Below are 17,082 nucleotides of genomic sequence, written 5' to 3'. Positions count from 1 at the left end.
CGTGGTGCCGGTCCCGCCCGCCGCCGTCGTCGTCGGTGCGTCGCTCACGTCGGTGTTACCTGGTCGCGTTGTCGTAGATCACGGCGATCGACCCGGTGTCCTTGGCGAACACCTCGGAGTCGACCTTCGACCAGCCGCCGAGATCGGCAATGGTCCACAGCTTCACCGGCTGGGGGAACTTGTCGGCGAACTCCGTGGCCACCGCGGGATCCACGGGACGGAATCCGGCCTCCGCCCACAGCTTCTGGGCGTCGGGGGTGTACAGGAAGTCCTTGAACGCGTTGACCTTCTCCAAGTTCTTGCTGTTCGACAGCACCGCGACCGGGTTCTCGATCTTGAACGTGGTCGGCGGGGTCACGTGCTCGACGGGGTCACCGTTGCCCTCGATGAACAGGGCCTCGTTCTCGTAGCTGAGCAGCACGTCACCGGTGCCCTGCAGGAACGCCTCCGACGCTTCGCGACCCGACTTCGGCTGAATCTTCACGTGGTCATTGACCAGCGAGGTGATGTAGGCGAGACCGGCGGTCGGGTCCTGGCCGCCGTTGCTCTTGGCGGCGTAGGGGGCGAGCAGATTCCACTTCGCGGATCCGGAGCTGAACGGGTTGGGAGTCACCACCTCGACGTCCGGACGCAACAAGTCGTCCCAGTCGCGGATGTTCTTCGGGTTGCCCTCGCGGACGACGATCGTGACCACCGAACCGAAGGGGATTCCGTTGTAGGCGTCCTGGTTCCAGCTCTTGTCGACCAGGCCGGCGTCGACGAGCCTGGTGATGTCGGGTTCGACGGAAAAGTTCACGAAGTCGGCCTCGGCCCCGTCCTTGACCTTGCGGGACTGGTCACCGGACGCGCCGTACGACGGCTGGAATGCGACGTTCTTGCCTTCTTCGGTGGCGTTGAACGCGGGAAACAGCTTGTCGTAGCCGGGCTTGGGCACGGCGTACGCGAAGAGGTTGATGGTGCCGGCACTGCCGTCGGCACCCACCGCTTCGCTGCCGACGGTGTCGCTCGCACCGCCGCTGCACGCGGTCAGTGCCACAGCTCCGAGCGTCACGAGGGCCGTGAGAAGACTACGAGAACGGCGTTTCATGGGAGAAACCTTCCTGGGAACTGTTCACAGAGGAGTGGTGCGAAATGAAGGGAGAGGGAACGGACCCATCGGCACCTGCCGGGAACGCTACGGAAAGAGGCGGTGCGACATCGGCAGCGAAACTGCTCGATGCAGGGAAGTGCGCCGACCGCTGGGTCCGGGGAAAGAATCAACAACAGTCGATGTCGGCGACTGCAAGCATGCCGACAGCGATCAACGCCAATTCATGGCGGACCTGGTGTACGGCGGCTTCAGACACGCCGTGGACTGTAGCAGAGGCTGAACCAGCCTCTCGAATCGAACCGCGCTATCGGGTGAGCAGCCAGGCGACGACGACGAGAACGATGAGCGCGAGCAGGGCGAGTGTGACGCGGGAGCGCGGCATCAGGGTTCCTCCACTGTGGGAACATCCCGCCTGAGCAGGACGAAGACTGCGGCCAGTGCTCGATCGAGCAGCCATGCGACGCCGCGGCAGACCGGCACCATGACCAGCAGCACGAGAGCGACCTGGGGAACGAACGGAAGCCCGGCGATCCACAGCTCGAAGCCGTCCCACCAACTCGCCATCAATTCCACCGCACCACCCTATCGCCCGCCGGTGACGGGAGGCCGCACAGGTGGACGGCACGACGAAGGCGGTCGATGATGTCCAGATGGTGTCCACCGAGAACCAGAAGCTTCCGTTCGGGCCGACGACCCCGGGTAAGACCGCATCCGGCGGGCATCATCGGCACGACACGTTTCCGCCCATCGACGACTACGCGTTCCTCTCGGACTGTGAAACCACGTGCCTGATCGCTCGCAATGGGGCCGTCGAATGGATGTGCATCCCACGTCCCGACTCCCCCAGCGTCTTCGGCGCAATCCTCGATCGCAGCGCCGGCCACTTCCGCATCGGACCGTACGGGCAGAACGTCCCCGCGGCCCGCCGCTATCTGCCGGGCGGTCTGATCGTCGAGACCACCTGGCAGACGGAGACCGGGTGGCTGATCGTCCGCGACGCACTGGTACTCGGCCCGTGGCACAACACCGAGCAACGCTCCCGCTCCCATCGGCGGACACCTACCGACTGGGACGCCGAACACGTCCTGCTGCGGACGGTCAAGTGCGTCAACGGAACGGTCGAATTCGAGATGAGCTGCGAACCGGCCTTCGACTATCATCGTGGCACAGCGCACTGGGAGTACACGGGCAAGGTGTACGAGGAAGCCACGGCCAACTGCAACTCGAGCGGACCCGGCGATCACCCGGTGCTGCGGCTGACCACCAACCTGAAGATCGGCCTCGAGGGCCGCGAGGCCCGGGCCCGAACCCGCATGGTGGAGGGCGACAACGTGTTCGTCGCACTGTCCTGGTCGCACCTGCCCGCTCCCCAGACGTTCGACGAGGCCGCCGAGAAGATGTGGCACACCGCAAAGTGCTGGCGCGAATGGATCACCATCGGCCGCTTCCCCGACCACAAGTGGCGCGGATACCTCCAGCGCAGCGCGCTCGCACTCAAGGGTTTGACGTATGCGCCGACGGGCGCCCTGCTGGCCGCGTCCACCACCTCCCTGCCGGAAACACCCGGCGGAGAGCGTAACTGGGACTATCGGTACGCATGGGTTCGCGATTCGACCTTTGCACTGTGGGGCCTGTACAGCCTCGGGCTCGATCGTGAAGCCAACGATTTCTTCTCCTTCATCTACGACGTCTCGGCGTCCGAGGACGGCAATCACCATCCGCTTCAAGTCATGTACGGCGTCGGCGGCGAGCAGACCCTCGAAGAGGCGGAGCTGAACCATCTGTCCGGGTACGGCGGGGCGAGGCCGGTGCGCATCGGAAACGGTGCGTACAACCAGAATCAGCACGACATCTGGGGAACCATCCTCGACTCGGTGTACCTGCACGTGAAGTCGCGGGAACGAGTGCCCGAAACGTTGTGGCCGATGCTCAAACGTCAGGTGGAGGAGGCAGTCAAGCATTGGCGGCATCCGGACCGCGGCATCTGGGAGGTGCGCGGCGAGCCCCAGCACTTCACCTCGTCGAAAATTATGTGCTGGGTGGCGCTCGACCGCGGCGCCAAACTCGCCGACCAGCAGGGCGAGACGAGCTACGCCCAGCAGTGGTCGGACCTCGCCGACGAGATCAAGGAGGACATCCTCGAGCACGGGGTGGATCGACGCGGTGTCTTCACTCAGCGCTACGGCAGCGACGACCTCGATGCCTCACTCCTGCTGGCCCCGCTACTGCGGTTTCTTCCGGCAGACGATCCCCGCATCCGTGCCACGGTCCTTGCCATCGCCGACGAACTGACCGAGGGCGGCCTCGTCCTGCGCTACCAGGTGGAGACCACCGACGACGGGCTCGTGGGCAAGGAGGGCACGTTCACGATCTGTTCGTTCTGGCTGGTGTCGGCGCTCGTCGAGATCGGTGAACTGGACCGAGCGAAGGATCTGTGTAACCGGCTCCTGGGCTTCGCAAGTCCCCTGAAGCTGTACGCCGAGGAGATCGACCCGGCGTCGGGACGACATCTGGGCAACTTCCCGCAGGCGTTCACGCACCTGGCGTTGATCAACGCGGTGGTCCACGTCATCCGCGCCGAAGAGGCCGCGGCGGGTAGTTTCCAGCCGGCGCATCAGACCGTCTGATCGGGTGGCTACTTCCTCACGCTGGGCAGGACGTGGTTCAGCAGGTACCTTCGCTGCCGTCACTGGGCGAAGCGCTGCAGCAATCGTTCTGCATCGGCGGCGATCTGGCGGACCACGGCTCCGGCGGGCCGCTCGGAATTGACCAGCCCGGCGGCTTCGCCCGCGTACACGACGCCGAGGTCGGGATTCGCGGGGTCGTACGCCGCGGCGAGTTCGCTCTCCGCAGCACCGGCGTCGTGCCACTTACCGGTGAAGTCGTTGCGCAAGGCGCGGCCACCCCAGCGCGAGGGCCAGGGCTGACTGCGCGCCTGGTCGAACACCGAGGTGTAGACGGTGTCGGCGCTGCCCGCAGCGATCAACTTGTTCCGCGCGTACTCCGGTCCGATGGTCTCGGGGCTCGCGAGGAGTGCGGTGCCGATCATCGCGCCCTCGGCGCCGGCGGCGATCACGGCGGCAAGGCCGCGGCCCGTCGCGATTCCTCCTGCGGCCAGCACGGGCAACGACGTGGCCTCGAGGATTTCCTGCAGCAGAGGCAGCGTCCCGATCTGCCCGGTGTGACCGCCGGCTTCCCCGCCCTGGGCGATGACGAAGTCCGCACCGGCGGCCTCCACCACGCGCAGATCCTCGACGGTGTTGACCTGGCACACCACGAGCGCGCCGATGTCGTGTACCCGCTTCACGTACGGTGCGGGGTCGCCGAACGAGAGCGAGACCACCCGCGGGTTCTGCGCGAGAGCGGCGTCGAGCAGGGCGTCGTTGTCGTCGAGGGACCACGTCATCAGGCCGATCCCGAAGGCATCTCCGCCGATACCGCGCGCAATCGCCGTCTCCTCCGCGATCCACTCCGCGGTGGCATAGCGCGCGGCGCCGAGCAGGCCCAGTCCGCCCGCCTTCGACACCTCGCCGACGAGGGTCCCGCCGGCGCGTCCTCCCATCGGGGCTCCGAAGATCGGCACCTCGATTCCGAGAGTCCGGGTCAGCCAGGTTTCGATTGCCACGCCGCGTACCTACTTTCGTTCGGACACCCCGGAGGAGAACACCTCGAGGCCTGGGCTGCGCTACTTCTTCGGCTTGTCCCCGACCGCTTCGGAGGACAACGCGGCGACAAAAGCCTCCTGCGGAACTTCTACTCGCCCAATGGTCTTCATGCGCTTCTTGCCCTCCTTCTGCTTCTCGAGCAGCTTGCGCTTTCGGCTGATGTCGCCGCCGTAACACTTGGCGAGCACGTCCTTGCGGATGGCGCGAATGTTCTCACGGGAGATGATCTTCGCGCCGATGGCCGCCTGGATAGGCACCTCGAACTGCTGACGGGGAATGAGCTCGCGCAGCTTGGACGTCATCCGGCCACCGTAGGCGCCGGCAGCGGACCGGTGCACGATAGACGAGAACGCGTCGACGGCCTCGCCCTGCAGCAGGATGTCGACCTTCACCAGATCCGCCTGCTGTTCACCCGACTCTTCGTAGTCGAGGCTCGCGTATCCCTTGGTCCGCGATTTCAGCGCATCGAAGAAGTCGAACATGATCTCGCCCATGGGCATTTCGTAGCGCAGTTCGACGCGGGTTTCCGACAGGTAGTCCATGCCGCCGAGTTCACCGCGCCGGTTCTGGCACAGTTCCATGATGGCGCCGATGAACTCGCTGGGCGCGATGACGGTGCACTTGACCATCGGCTCGTACACCTCGCGGATCTTGCCCTCCGGCCAATACGACGGGTTGGTGACGACGTGCTCGGCGCCGTCCTCCATCACCACGCGGTACACCACGTTGGGTGAGGTGGAGATCAGTTCGAGGCCGAACTCGCGCTCGAGGCGGTCGCGGGTGATCTCCATGTGCAGCAGTCCGAGGAACCCGCACCGGAAGCCGAATCCGAGCGCCACCGACGTCTCCGGCTCGTAAGCGAGTGCGGCGTCGTTGAGGCGCAGCTTGTCCAGAGCGTCGCGCAGCACCGGGTAGTCGGAGCCGTCGAGGGGGTAGAGACCCGAATAGACCATCGGCTTGGGATCGCGGTAGCCGACGAGCGGTTCGGTGGCGCCGCCGCGGGCCGCGGTGACGGTGTCACCGACTCGCGACTGGCGCACGTCCTTCACGCCGGTGATGAGGTAGCCGACCTCGCCGACACCGAGTCCGATGCTGGCCTTCGGCTCCGGCGAGATGATGCCGACCTCGATGAGGTCGTGAGTGGTGCCGGTGGACATCATGGTGATCTTCTCGCGCGGGGAGATCCGCCCGTCGACCACGCGGACATACGTGACGACGCCGCGGTAGGCGTCATACACGGAGTCGAAGATCATCGCGCGCGCCGGTCCGTCGGCGTCGCCGACCGGCGCCGGAATCTGCTTGACCACCTCGTCGAGAAGTTCCTTGACGCCCACACCCGTCTTGCCGGACACGCGCAGCACGTCACCCGGCTCGCAGCCGGTGATGTGCGCAATTTCCTCGGCGTAGCGGTCGGGGTCGGCGGCAGGAAGATCGATCTTGTTGAGCACCGGGATGATGGTGAGGTCCTTCTCCATCGCCAGGTACAGGTTGGCCAGGGTTTGAGCCTCGATGCCCTGCGCAGCGTCGACCAGTAACACGGCACCCTCGCACGCCTCGAGCGCACGGGAGACCTCGTACGTGAAGTCGACGTGTCCGGGCGTGTCGATGAGGTGCATGACGAACTCCTCGTCACCCACCTTCCACGGCAACCGGACGTTCTGCGCCTTGATCGTGATGCCGCGTTCGCGCTCGATGTCCATACGGTCGAGGTACTGGGCCCGCATCTGCCGTTCCTCGACCACGCCGGTGAGCTGAAGCATGCGGTCGGCCAGCGTCGACTTGCCGTGATCGATGTGCGCGATGATGCAGAAATTCCGGATCTGTGCGGGATCCGTGAATGTCTTGTCGGCGAAGCTGCTGATGGGGGACCCCTTACCTGGACCGGCACCGGCCCGGTTCCGGACCACTGTCACCTGTCAGGATATCCAAGCCACCGGACTCCGGCTGCTGCGGCATACACGCACTAAGCTCGACGGCCATGGCAAGCACGTGGAGCAGCATCGGTAAGACGTTGGCCAGACTGGCGCGGGACCGAGGTCCCCAGTTGCTGCAGCAGCTGCAGAAGTCGGGCGCACTCGACCGTGCAGCCGGTGTGCTGACCGGTTCCGCGGCCACCGCGCCGAAGCCGAGCCCGGGACGCCCGGTCACCGCGAATTCCGCGCCGACGGCGCACCGGGCACGCAAGGTCCAGTACTCCCCCGACCTCGACGGACGTGCGGATCCGGGCGAGATCGTGTGGACGTGGGTGGCGTACGAGGAAGATCCGGCGCAGGGAAAGGACCGCCCCGTTCTCGTTGTCGGCCGCGACGGCGCGACCTTGCTGGGCCTGATGTTGTCTTCGCAGAGCAAGCACGACGGTGACCGGGACTGGATCGCGATCGGTTCGGGATCCTGGGACTCCGAAGGTCGACCGAGCTGGGTCCGCCTCGATCGGGTGCTCGACGTGCCCGAGGAAGGGATCCGGCGCGAGGGCGCCGTCATGGAGCGGGACACGTTCGAGCTCGTGGCGAGGCGGCTGAGAGCGGATTTCAGCTGGCAGTGATATCCGCCGCGACCATTTCGGCGATGGCGGCCATCGCCAGCTCGTTGGGGTGGGCGGGTTCGGCAGGCGAGCGCGGCAGAATTCCCTCGAACCACCGCTGGTCGTCCGGCGCACAGGCGTCGTGTCCGCCGCCGATCGAGGCCCCGGCGATGTCGATGTAGTGGACCCCGTGCCGGGCGGCGGCATCGACGTAGATCTGGTTGAACCGGTCGAAGTATCCGCTCAGCCACACGGCATCGGCGTCGGACAACGGCAGGTTGGGCCAGCAGCCGCGGTGGCCGACCGAACCTCCGTGTCCGATCAGATACACCTCGGCGTTCGAGGCCTTCGCCACGATTGCCGCCACCACCGCGTCCACCCTGGGCGCCATCTCGGCGATCCCCAAGGTGGCGAGTTGCTCGGCGCGCGGATTGTTTCGGCACCGTGCGTCCGCCTCTGGAGCGATCGCGACGCAACGCACCGACACGGCGAGGTGGTTGGATCCGCCTCCCCCGATACTGAGCGTCACGAGGTCCGTGTCCGCGCGCAGGGCCTCGATCTGGGGCGGCGCGAAGCGAGTCCCGACGAATTGCGGGGTATCGAGGACGTGGGCGGGCTTGGCCGCCGAGCACGTGACGTCCGTGAATTCGGACGCGCCGATCAGCCGCGCAAGCTCGGCAGGGTAGTTCTGCTCGGGTGACCGCAGGCACAGGTCGCGGTGCGCCGACGCCTCGACGAGGGGCCCGGATGCGCGGGAGTCGCCGAGCGCCACGTAGTGCACGCCGCGCTGCGGCACTGTCGGTTCGGCGGTCGCGGCCGCAGGGACGAGCCCCGTCGCCCCCACCACCGCGCACAACACCAGTGCGGCCCGCAGGCCCCGGCTGTTCGACATCGCGTGTCCCCTGCTCGTCTCGGTGTCGGACGACCAGAGGTGGACGATGACGACGACCGGTTGACAGTAATGCCGGGCACGCACCGGTGGGTGCGTGCCCGGCATTCGTTCCAGGGGAACTCGCTGCGTCAACTCTGCAGGCGGTCGTACCTGCCGAACAGCGAGCGGTAGGCCAGGGCGCCCACTGCACCGCCGATCAGGGGAAAGACGAGGAACAACCACACCTGCTGCAGAGCGTCGTCCTGATATGGAGCGACGGCGAGACTGCGCGCGGGGTTCACCGACGTGTTGTCGATCGGAATCGACACCAGGTGGATCACCGCGAGCGTGAAACCGATGGACACACCGGCCAGCGGTACGTCCGAGATCTGGTCGGTCGAGGCCAGGACGACGAATACCAGCAGGGCGGTGAGGAGAACCTCGACGATCATCGCAGCACCGATGCCGTATCCGTTCTCGAGGATCCCGCCCAGCGGGCCTTTGATGGCGGAGGGGCTGTGCTCACCCCAGCCGTTGGCCCCGAGTCCGTCGGCGGCACGGTCGTAGGACGGCAGGCTCTGCGCGATTGCGTAGATGACGAGACCTGCGAGGAGACCACCGATAATTTGGGCCACGATGTACAGGCCGGCCCGGGCCACCGACACTCGGCCGAGGGCGAGATGCCCGATGGTGACGGCCGGATTGACGTGACACCCCGAGATGGGACCGATGGCGTAGACGAGGAAGAGGAGTGTCAGTCCGAAAGCCAGAGCCACACCGAGATTGCCGACCTTGGCCCCCGCGAACACCGCCGTGCCCACTGCCGAGAAAACCAGCACGAAGGTACCGATTGCCTCGGCCGAGTACTTCTTGAGATCCGAGATCGGCTCGACCTCTACGTATTCCTGTGCGGTTGGAGACATTGAACCCACCTTCGTCGGAATGGATCGTTAGTCCTTGCTTTCCACAGTTCTGCGCCGGACTTTACGCCAGGCGGGTGATCTCCACGACAACTTCCAGGTCTGTTGCCTGCCCTCCCGAGAAGATCCCCTTCAGCGGCGGAACATCGGCGTAGTCCCGCCCGATGCCCACCGACACATGCTGCTCGTTGACGGCGACCGCGTTGGTGGGGTCGTATCCCCACCACGCGCCGGTCCACGCCTCCACCCAGGCGTGGCTCTCCCCCGCGATCGTGTCATCCAGTGGCGCATCAGCTTTCGGGTGCAGATAGCCCGACACGTATCGGCTGGGAATTCCCATGCTGCGCAACAGGACGAGGGTCAGGTGGGCGTAATCCTGGCAGACGCCTTCCCGTTCGGCCCAGGCCTCGACCGCCGACGTGTGCACGCCCGTGGTTCCGGGAACGTACGCCATCTCCTCGTGCACCCAGTCCGCCGCGGCCACGACGGCTTCCTCGGGGGTTCGCCCCTTCTGGAGATCGCGGGCGATCACGTCGAGCTTGCGGTTGCGGGGCGCGTACTGGGTGTTGCTGAGCTGCTCGTTGAATCGGTCGGTCAGCGCCGGCCCGGCCAGTTCGTCCCAGTCCACCGACTCCTCGGGAGCCGAGAAGGGCTCGGTCTCGACCACCGACAGTCCTGTGACCTCGAGTTCCCGGTGCGGTGCATGCAGATCGAATGCGGTGACCGCGGTACCCCAGTAGTCGGTGTAACGATACGAACGGGTGGCCGGTGTGGTCTCGACCCGGTTGAGGATCACCGTCTGTCTGCTGTCGCCACGGGGCGTGAGCCTCGCCTCGTTGTACGAAGACGTGACCGGCGCGTCGTAGGCATATCCGGTGGTGTGCACCACCCTCATTCGCCAGCTCACAGCTCTCCCTCCACGACGGCTTCGGCGCCGACGGCCCGTGCATCGGTCCACGCCACCCACGGCGCGGCGTGAAAATACTGCAGTGCGATCGCTTCTCCGAGCTCACGGCAGGTGTCCTGCAATCCCACCAACCGGTCCTGGAGGTCCTCGAGGAGTACACCGGGGGGCAGGAATTCGAGTTCACTCCGTGCCCGCCCCAACAGACGCTGCGCCTCGGCACGGGGCCCCACCCGGCTGTCGGGTTGATGGTCGAGTTCTGCGAGACACTGTTCCGCCTGGCGGATGGCATGGAACACCGAACGCGGGAACAAGCGGTCGAGGAGGATGAACTCGACCACTCGATTGGCGTCGAGGGCGCCGCGGTAGGTGCGCAGATAGGTGTCGTGAGCGCCCGCCGAGCGCAGGACCGTCACCCACGCCGGCGACGACGGTCGGTCGCCCGCGCGGGACAGCAGCATTCGCGCAAGCATGTCGACACGTTCGATGGAGCGGCCGAGCAGAAGGAAGCGGTAGCCGTCGTCACGACTCATCGTCGAGTCGGCGAGACCGGCAAACATCGCCGCGCGCTCCTCCACATAGCGGAAGAACTCGTGCGGGCCCAGCCGCTTGGCTGCGCGTTCGCGTTCCGCGAGCCCGTTGTACGTGGTGTTGAGGCACTCCCACATCTCACTCGATGTGACCTCCCGCGCGCCGCGGGCGTTTTCGCGTGCGCTGGCGAGCGAGTCGATGATCGAACCGACCTGGTTGCGGCTGAAAGCCACCAGTTCGGTGACCGAGCGCACATCCAGTTCCGTGCTCGGCGCGGGGATTCCGAGAACCCGCAGGAGGAGCCGGGACGTGCGGTCCGGATTCACCGACGCGTCGTCGAGCAGTTGATGCACTGCGACGTCGAGAATCCGCGCCATGTCGTCGGCGCGCTCGACGTAGCGACCGATCCAGTACAGCGATTCCGCGTTTCTCGCCAGCATCAGCACTCACCTCCGCGTTCCTGCTGTTGTTGTTGTTGCTGCTGCTGTTGGAGCTGGGACGTGCTGAGTTCGGGGCCCTGCTCGGCTTCCGCCGTCTGCGCGGGTTCGGTGACGAGTTCCTCACCCGCGAGTTCCTGTTCCTCGTCCGAGCTTCGGCTGGCGAGCACCCACGTGTCCTTGCTGCCACCGCCCTGACTGGAATTGACCACGAGGGAACCCTCGGGCAGGGCGACCCGGGTGAGTCCCCCGGGCAACACCCATACATCCTCGCCGTCGTTGACCACGAACGGGCGCAGGTCGACGTGCCGGGGCATGAGCTCGTCACCGATCTTGGTCGGCACCGTGGACAACTGGACCAACGGTTGGGCGATCCACCCCCGCGGGTCGGCCCTGATCTTCCGGGTGATCGTGTTGAGTTCCTTGGGTGAGGCGTCCGGACCGAAGACGATGCCGTATCCGCCCGACCCCTCCACCGGTTTGATCACCAGTTCGTCCACGCGGTCGAGCACCTGCTCGCACTCGTCGTCGAGCCAGCACCGGAATGTGTCGACGTTCGCGAGCAGTGGCTTCTCCCCCAGGTAGTAGTCGATGATCTGCGGCACATAGGTGTACACCAACTTGTCGTCCGCGACGCCGTTTCCGACGGCACTCGAGATGACGACGTTGCCGGCGCGGGCGGCGTTGAGAACACCGGCGACGCCCAGTACCGAATCCGGCCGGAAGTGCATCGGGTCGAGGTAATCGTCGTCGATACGGCGGTAGATGACGTCCACCTGACGCTCACCCTCCGTGGTGCGCATGTAGACCATGTTGTCGCGGCAGAAGAGGTCGCGGCCCTCGACGAGTTCCACACCCATCTGGCGCGCGAGCAGCGAGTGCTCGAAGTAGGCAGAGTTCGCGACCCCGGGAGTGAGCACCACCACTGTGGGGTCGGCCTCGTTGAGGGCAGCGGACGCCCGTAGCGCGCGCAGCAGGTGAGTGGAGTAGTCGCCGACCGAACGCACGCGGTGCGACATGAAGAGGTCCGGGAAGACACGCGCCATCGTGCGGCGATTCTCCATCACGTAGGACACTCCCGAGGGCGACCGCAGGTTGTCCTCGAGCACCCGGAATACGCCGTTCTCGTCCCGGACGAGGTCGATTCCGGCCACGTGAATGCGCACACCGTTGGGTGGAACGATGCCGGACGCCTCCCGGTGGAAGTGCTCACACGAGGTGACCAACCGCTTCGGGAGGACGTGATCGCGGAGGATGCGCTGTTCTCCGTAGACGTCGTCGAGGAACATCTCCAGCGCCTTCACGCGCTGCTTGATGCCTTTTTCGAGTCGTGTCCACTCCGCGGCGGCGATGACCCGCGGCACCAGGTCGAGGGGGAACGGCCGTTCTTGACCGGACAGGGAGAATGTCACGCCCTGGTCGATGAACGCCCTGCCCAGCGCCTCGGAGCGGGCGGCGAGATCCGCGCTGTCCGCCGGCTCGAGGGCCTTGAAGACACCTTTGTAGGGCGGCCGGACAGTGCCGTCACGGTCGAACATCTCGTCGAACGCCATCCCGTAGCGTCCGACGTCGGCATAACCGTCGAACACGTGCGCCGGACGCGCGGGCTTGCGTGAACGTGTGGTCACGGAGGCGCGCGACTGCGTTGCAGACGCCTTTACGCCCTTCTGTCTACTTTTGCTCGAGGCGGAGACCGAGGCTTTCGTGGTTCCCGGCGACTTCGAGGTGGCCGACGACTTCGCTACTGTTGACGACTTCGATGCTGGGGGCGTCATCCCAGACATGCTGCTACATGTACACCCGATCAGCAGCACAGGCGCACGGATATTCGGCGCGTCCGGCGTCCGGTTTGAGATCGGACCCCGATCACTGGTAATCTCGCCTGTCGGTGCATATGTGTGCGCCCACAGCTTCTCGACCGTATCCAGCTTAAGACGACAGGATTTTACGCGTGGCCAACATCAAGTCCCAGGTGAAGCGGATCCGTACCAACGAGGCGGCCCGACTCCGTAACCAGTCGGTGAAGTCCTCGCTGCGCACGGCCATCCGCTCGTTCCGCGAGGCTGCGGCGGCCGGTGACAAGGACAAGGCCAACGAACTCCTCGTCGCCACCAGCCGCAAGCTCGACAAGGCAGCCAGCAAGGGCGTCATTCACGCCAACCAGGCGGCCAACAAGAAGTCTGCTCTCGCGCAGGCCGTCAACAAGATCTGACGACACCTCGTCGTACACTCTCAAACAGCCGCTCGATCCCCGGATCGAGCGGCTGTTTTCGTGCGTCGGTCAGAGCTGTCGTAGCAGCGACACGCGTCCCACCGCACTTTCGACGGCGTAGTCGGCGTCCGCGGCGGCGCCTTTCACATCTGCGTTGAGGGCGGCAACGATGCGCAACGCTTCGCCGACGGAGGCGGGTGTCCATCCTTTCGCGATGGCCTGCACCTTCTTTATCTTCCAAGGCGGCATGCCCAGCTCGGACGCCATCCGAAACGGATCTCCCCTCCCGGCAGGCGCCACCCGGGCAATCGAGTGCACCGCGTCGGCGAGCGCGTCCGCGAGCAGCACGTGCGGTACCCCGCGCAGCATCGCCCACCGCAACGCTTCCCTGGCACCCGCCGTGTCCCCGGCCACCGCTTTGTCCGCGACATCGAACCCTGTCACTTCTGCCTTGCCCGAGTAGTACCGCTGAACGGCCGCGACGTCGATCTTGCCACCGGTGTCGGCGGTGAGCTGCGAGCAGGCGGCCGCAAGTTCCCGCAAATTGGAGCCCACACCCTCGAACACCGTCTGCACCACTTCGGGTGACACGCGGACGCCGAGGGTGCGGAACTCGCCACGGATGAAGCCGATGATGTCCCCGGATTTCAGCTTGGCGCAATGGTGGGTGACCGCGCCGAGCTTCTCGAGGGAGCCGGTCATCGCCTTCGCGCGCCCACCGCCTGAGTGCAGAACCACGATCACGACACCGGGCGGCGGGTCCGCAGCGGCGTCGAGAACGAGGGCGACGGCGTCCTTGCCCGCCTCCGCGGCGGACTCGAGCACCACCACCCGGTCTTCCGCAAACAGAGAGGGACTGAGCAGTTCGGCCAGCTCGGCCTCGCCGGCATCGCCTGCCCTCAACCGGTTGACGGGTAGTTCGGCCCCCGCCGCGACGGCCGCGGTGGCCCGGACCTGCGCGATGATGCTCGTCACGGCGCGGTCGACGAGGAATTCCTCGTCACCGAGGACCAGATGAAGCTGTTCGAGCTGGGATGGGGTGCTCACGCGACAATCGTGCCACGGGCGGCAGACACGAACGGCGCCCCCCAGCGCTACCCGACGGAGGAACTCTCAACTGGTCACCTCCCGGGTCAGCAGTGCCAGCACGTCGGCCGTCGAGCCGTGCCGTTCGAATTCGGCTCGTTGCCGCTCTGCGCCCGTTCCGTCACGGAGCATCGAGTCGAGTCCCGCCTCGAGGAACGCCCGATCCTCCGCGCCGAGGATGTGACTCACAGAATCGTGCAGTAGCTCGAGTTGCCGCCGGATCGGCAGAGTCCGCGTCGAGACCGGACTCGTGCATTCCCCGTCGAGTCCCTCCCGGGCTGCACGCCATTGCTCCGCACGCAAGAGTTCGATCCTCGGGGAGTCGACGGCCTCCCCTTCCTCGATGCACCGCAACGCCCACCCGACCAACCCCTTTGCTGCAATGGCGTACACGGACGCGTGCGCGGCGGTCATCGCGACGTCCGCGATCCGAATTTCGATGGTCGGCTGGTCGTCGGACAGCCGAATGTGCCAATAGATCATGCCGCGGTCGAGAGCAGCACCGCTGGCGATCATCGCGTCGACGATCCCTTCGTATTCTTCGGCGGAATCGAAGCGCGGCGGCGGGCCGGCAGACGGCCAGCGCGACCACAGAATGTGACGCCAGCTGTGGTACCCGGTGTCGCGCCCGTTGTGAACGGGCGAGTTCGCCGACAGCGCGAGAACAACGGGCAGCCATCCTCGGAGGTAGTTGCTCACCTGGACACCGATCTCACGGTTCGGTATCCCTACGTGGACATGGCAGCCGCACGTGGTGACCGAATCGACGATGGGGCCGAAACGGCGAGCCATCTGCTGGTACCGCGGTGTCGGTGTGATGGCAGCGGGACGTTCTTCGACCATCAGCGGAGTGCCACTGGGCAGAAGTAGTAGATCGCGGTCTGCGGCGACCTTCACCAGACTGCTGCGCAGAGTGCGGAGCTGCTCGTGCACCTCCTCGCCGGTGGAACACACGCCTGTCGCCGTTTCGATCTGCGGCCTCGAGAGTTCCCGCTGTAGTCCCGAGATGTCCTCACCGACTTCCGCCACCACATCGGGCCCCGCGTTGGAGAGATGCCCCGAGGTGTCGACGAGGAAAAACTCCTCCTCGACGCCCACAGTAAGGTTCCGAACCGATTCCCTTGCCACAGCGCCCATCTGAGAGGTATCCCCCGATCGGCCGATACGAAACCGGCGCACCCGCTCAGGTGAAGCCGATCACCTCTTCACCCCAGGCGCGGCGAAGATCCCGATCGGGGTCCGCCCCCACAACATCCGACTTGCCGATCAACAGTGTGGCGCGATCCGTCTCCTCGTACTGCGGCCACGGGATCTCACCTTCCCCGCCGTCCGGGTTACCCTCCGCGGCAAACGACAGCCATCGCCGTTGGATCCGTTCGGATACGTGCGCGGCGGTCCGGCGGCCACCGAGCTTGAAGGTGGGATCCCGGGGAACGACACCGAAATTCCCGAACACGTACGCCACCTCCGTCCCGTGGGTCGCACCGATTCGCGCTGCCCGAAGAAACGGAGTGGCGTAGTCGAATCGGTACAACCAAGTGGGTGCGACCCGACTGTGGGCCTCGGCGATCCACAAGGTGGGCATCCGGAAAGCGGCGTCCCGCGAGACCTCCATCGCGGACCGCCTCTTCGGGTAGTCCGGGTACGCCGCCTCGACCTGCTGCTCCTCGTCCAGCGGCAAGTCGGGGTGATCCGCCGTGATCGCCACGAACATCTGATGGACGGCGTCCGGGGTGATAGGCATCAGCGGGGACTTCATCAGCCGGAACATCGATGCTTCGTCCTTGTTGGTCCCGATCAGCAGCGGCACCTTGTGCGCGAGACCTTTACGGAACGCGGCCACCGGGTAATGCGGCACCACATCCCCGTCCACGGTGGGGGCAACCGCCAACGTGCCGGGCACGCGTGCCGGCACCTGTTGCACGAGTTCCACGCAGGCCCGGGTCAGCACGTCGACGGGAAGCTCGCGGAGACGACCCGCAGTGGAGGGATCGAGGCCCACCAGTTCGAGGAACGCCTCGGCGATGGATGCCGCGCGTTCGCTGCCATACACCGAGGTCGCAGGGGAACTCTCGGCGATCGCCCGCTGGAAGAGTCCCTCCGCGGCCGGCGATGTCATCAGCGTGGTCACCGCGCCACCCCCCGCGGACTCACCGAACAATGTCACATCGGCCGGGTCGCCGCCGAAGGCGGCGATGTTCGCTCGCACCCACCTCAGCGCCTCGATCTGGTCGCGGAGGCCGAGGTTCGTATCGAAAGGATGCTCTGCCGTCGAGAACGAGGAGAAGTCCAGGAAACCGAGGGCGCCCAATCGATAGTTGACCGTGACCACCACGACGTCGCCACGCTCCACCAGGTGGCAGGCGTCGAACATGCGCTGCGCCGAGGACCCGAGATAGTAGGCACCACCATGAATCCACACCATGACGGGGCATGAGGATTTCTGCGGACGCGCGGGCGCCCAGACGTTCAGTGACAGGCAATCCTCGTCGACCGTGAGCCCGGGGTCGATGGGCAGCGGCCCGTGCTCGTTCTGCGGTGCTATCGACCCGAATTCGAAGCAGTCGCGCACGCCCTCCCACGCTTGGGCCGCCCGTGGGGCGCGCAGGCGTAGGTCACCGATCGGCGGAGCCGCGTAGGGTATCCCTCTCCACACCAGCGTGCCGCCGAGGCGCACACCTCGCACCGCCCCCTGAGCGAGGGTCACGAGCGGGCTATCGGTGGACGACACCATGCCGTCATCTTCCGCTGCAGACACGGTTTTCCGAGTCGGATCGAGGAAATCTCCCGGCCGGGACCCCACCCTGCCCACATCTGGCAGACTGGTCGCCAACACTGGGCGTGC

16 protein-coding genes are annotated in these 17,082 nt (G+C 66.0%); 3 read left to right on the top strand and 13 right to left on the bottom strand.

The window, feature by feature from the left end:
* Positions 1-55 precede the first annotated feature (55 nt).
* The 3 genes from NOF53_RS06535 to NOF53_RS06530 all read right to left on the bottom strand — a co-directional run bounded on the left by NOF53_RS06535 (position 56) and on the right by NOF53_RS06530 (position 1,654).
* Positions 56-1,087: a sulfate ABC transporter substrate-binding protein gene (locus NOF53_RS06535; RefSeq protein ID WP_255966518.1), complete on the bottom strand. Its 1,032-nt coding sequence runs from the start codon at positions 1,085-1,087 to the stop codon at positions 56-58.
* A gap of 169 nt (positions 1,088-1,256) precedes the next feature.
* On the bottom strand, positions 1,257-1,346 hold the full coding sequence (locus NOF53_RS27905; RefSeq protein WP_317746273.1) for an Ms4533A family Cys-rich leader peptide: 90 nt from the start codon (positions 1,344-1,346) through the stop codon (positions 1,257-1,259).
* Positions 1,347-1,471: 125 nt separating this feature from the next.
* Positions 1,472-1,654 (bottom strand): hypothetical protein, encoded by a 183-nt coding sequence (locus NOF53_RS06530; RefSeq protein ID WP_305086569.1) that lies wholly within the window; start codon positions 1,652-1,654, stop codon positions 1,472-1,474.
* 86 nt (positions 1,655-1,740) lie between these two features.
* Here NOF53_RS06530 and NOF53_RS06525 point away from each other — a divergent pair, with 86 nt between their 5' ends.
* Positions 1,741-3,717: a glycoside hydrolase family 15 protein gene (locus tag NOF53_RS06525; protein ID WP_255966729.1), complete on the top strand. Its 1,977-nt coding sequence runs from the start codon at positions 1,741-1,743 to the stop codon at positions 3,715-3,717.
* Between the two features lie 59 nt (positions 3,718-3,776).
* On the opposite strand, the gene NOF53_RS06520 is transcribed toward NOF53_RS06525, so the two are convergent.
* Together NOF53_RS06520 and lepA are read right to left on the bottom strand one after the other, a co-directional pair.
* The gene (locus NOF53_RS06520) at positions 3,777-4,715 is read right to left on the bottom strand and encodes an NAD(P)H-dependent flavin oxidoreductase (RefSeq protein WP_255966514.1); all 939 of its coding nucleotides are present in this window, start codon (positions 4,713-4,715) and stop codon (positions 3,777-3,779) included.
* Positions 4,716-4,775: 60 nt separating this feature from the next.
* Entirely contained in the window at positions 4,776-6,668 is a 1,893-nt protein-coding gene (lepA, locus tag NOF53_RS06515; protein WP_255966512.1) for a translation elongation factor 4, read from the bottom strand.
* 65 nt (positions 6,669-6,733) lie between these two features.
* Between lepA and NOF53_RS06510 the strand changes: the two genes are divergently transcribed.
* Positions 6,734-7,297 carry a type II toxin-antitoxin system PemK/MazF family toxin gene (locus NOF53_RS06510; protein WP_255966510.1) on the top strand — a complete coding sequence of 188 codons (564 nt, stop codon included), beginning with the start codon at positions 6,734-6,736 and terminating at the stop codon, positions 7,295-7,297.
* Here the strand turns inward: NOF53_RS06510 and NOF53_RS06505 are convergent.
* The 5 genes from NOF53_RS06505 to NOF53_RS06485 form a co-directional block, all read right to left on the bottom strand.
* Positions 7,284-8,048, bottom strand: a complete 765-nt coding sequence (locus tag NOF53_RS06505) for an SGNH/GDSL hydrolase family protein (RefSeq protein WP_374212578.1) — start codon at positions 8,046-8,048, stop codon at positions 7,284-7,286. The genes NOF53_RS06510 and NOF53_RS06505 overlap by 14 nt on opposite strands.
* Positions 8,049-8,296: 248 nt before the next feature.
* Positions 8,297-9,070: an aquaporin gene (locus tag NOF53_RS06500; protein ID WP_255966506.1), complete on the bottom strand. Its 774-nt coding sequence runs from the start codon at positions 9,068-9,070 to the stop codon at positions 8,297-8,299.
* Between the two features lie 61 nt (positions 9,071-9,131).
* On the bottom strand, positions 9,132-9,962 hold the full coding sequence (locus tag NOF53_RS06495; protein ID WP_255966727.1) for a transglutaminase family protein: 831 nt from the start codon (positions 9,960-9,962) through the stop codon (positions 9,132-9,134).
* Between the two features lie 8 nt (positions 9,963-9,970).
* On the bottom strand, positions 9,971-10,942 hold the full coding sequence (locus NOF53_RS06490) for an alpha-E domain-containing protein (protein ID WP_255966504.1): 972 nt from the start codon (positions 10,940-10,942) through the stop codon (positions 9,971-9,973).
* Positions 10,942-12,567, bottom strand: coding sequence for a circularly permuted type 2 ATP-grasp protein (locus tag NOF53_RS06485; RefSeq protein ID WP_374212574.1), 1,626 nt, complete (start codon positions 12,565-12,567; stop codon positions 10,942-10,944). Before NOF53_RS06485 ends, NOF53_RS06490 begins: the two co-directional genes overlap by 1 nt.
* Positions 12,568-12,890: 323 nt before the next feature.
* Between NOF53_RS06485 and rpsT the strand changes: the two genes are divergently transcribed.
* Entirely contained in the window at positions 12,891-13,151 is a 261-nt protein-coding gene (gene rpsT / locus NOF53_RS06480) for a 30S ribosomal protein S20 (RefSeq protein WP_012688238.1), read from the top strand.
* Between the two features lie 69 nt (positions 13,152-13,220).
* Here rpsT and holA read toward each other — a convergent pair whose 3' ends face one another.
* The 3 genes from holA to NOF53_RS06465 all read right to left on the bottom strand — a co-directional run bounded on the left by holA (position 13,221) and on the right by NOF53_RS06465 (position 16,971).
* Positions 13,221-14,198 (bottom strand): DNA polymerase III subunit delta, encoded by a 978-nt coding sequence (gene holA / locus NOF53_RS06475; RefSeq protein ID WP_255966501.1) that lies wholly within the window; start codon positions 14,196-14,198, stop codon positions 13,221-13,223.
* A 66-nt stretch (positions 14,199-14,264) separates the two neighbouring features.
* Positions 14,265-15,374, bottom strand: a complete 1,110-nt coding sequence (locus tag NOF53_RS06470; RefSeq protein ID WP_255966499.1) for a carboxylate-amine ligase — start codon at positions 15,372-15,374, stop codon at positions 14,265-14,267.
* A 46-nt stretch (positions 15,375-15,420) separates the two neighbouring features.
* A complete protein-coding gene (locus NOF53_RS06465) occupies positions 15,421-16,971 on the bottom strand; it encodes a carboxylesterase/lipase family protein (RefSeq protein WP_255966723.1) in 1,551 nt (516 codons plus the stop codon).
* Positions 16,972-17,082: the final 111 nt, after the last annotated feature.

The organism is Rhodococcus tibetensis (assembly GCF_024438035.1).
GTDB classification, from domain to species: Bacteria; Actinomycetota; Actinomycetes; order Mycobacteriales; family Mycobacteriaceae; genus Rhodococcus_F; species Rhodococcus_F tibetensis.
This window is presented reverse-complemented; position numbering and strand designations above follow the sequence as displayed.

Bases quoted from the DNA above. Each gene is read 5' to 3' on its own strand.
- NOF53_RS06535 (WP_255966518.1), bottom strand. From the start codon at position 1,087: ATGAAACGCCGTTCTCGTAGTCTTCTCACGGCCCTCGTGACGCTCGGA.
- NOF53_RS06530 (WP_305086569.1), bottom strand. From the start codon at position 1,654: ATGGCGAGTTGGTGGGACGGCTTCGAGCTGTGGATCGCCGGGCTTCCG.
- NOF53_RS06525 (WP_255966729.1), top strand. From the start codon at position 1,741: ATGGTGTCCACCGAGAACCAGAAGCTTCCGTTCGGGCCGACGACCCCG.
- NOF53_RS06510 (WP_255966510.1), top strand. From the start codon at position 6,734: ATGGCAAGCACGTGGAGCAGCATCGGTAAGACGTTGGCCAGACTGGCG.
- NOF53_RS06500 (WP_255966506.1), bottom strand. From the start codon at position 9,070: ATGTCTCCAACCGCACAGGAATACGTAGAGGTCGAGCCGATCTCGGAT.
- NOF53_RS06495 (WP_255966727.1), bottom strand. From the start codon at position 9,962: ATGAGGGTGGTGCACACCACCGGATATGCCTACGACGCGCCGGTCACG.
- NOF53_RS06490 (WP_255966504.1), bottom strand. From the start codon at position 10,942: ATGCTGGCGAGAAACGCGGAATCGCTGTACTGGATCGGTCGCTACGTC.
- NOF53_RS06470 (WP_255966499.1), bottom strand. From the start codon at position 15,374: ATGGGCGCTGTGGCAAGGGAATCGGTTCGGAACCTTACTGTGGGCGTC.
- NOF53_RS06465 (WP_255966723.1), bottom strand. From the start codon at position 16,971: ATGGTGTCGTCCACCGATAGCCCGCTCGTGACCCTCGCTCAGGGGGCG.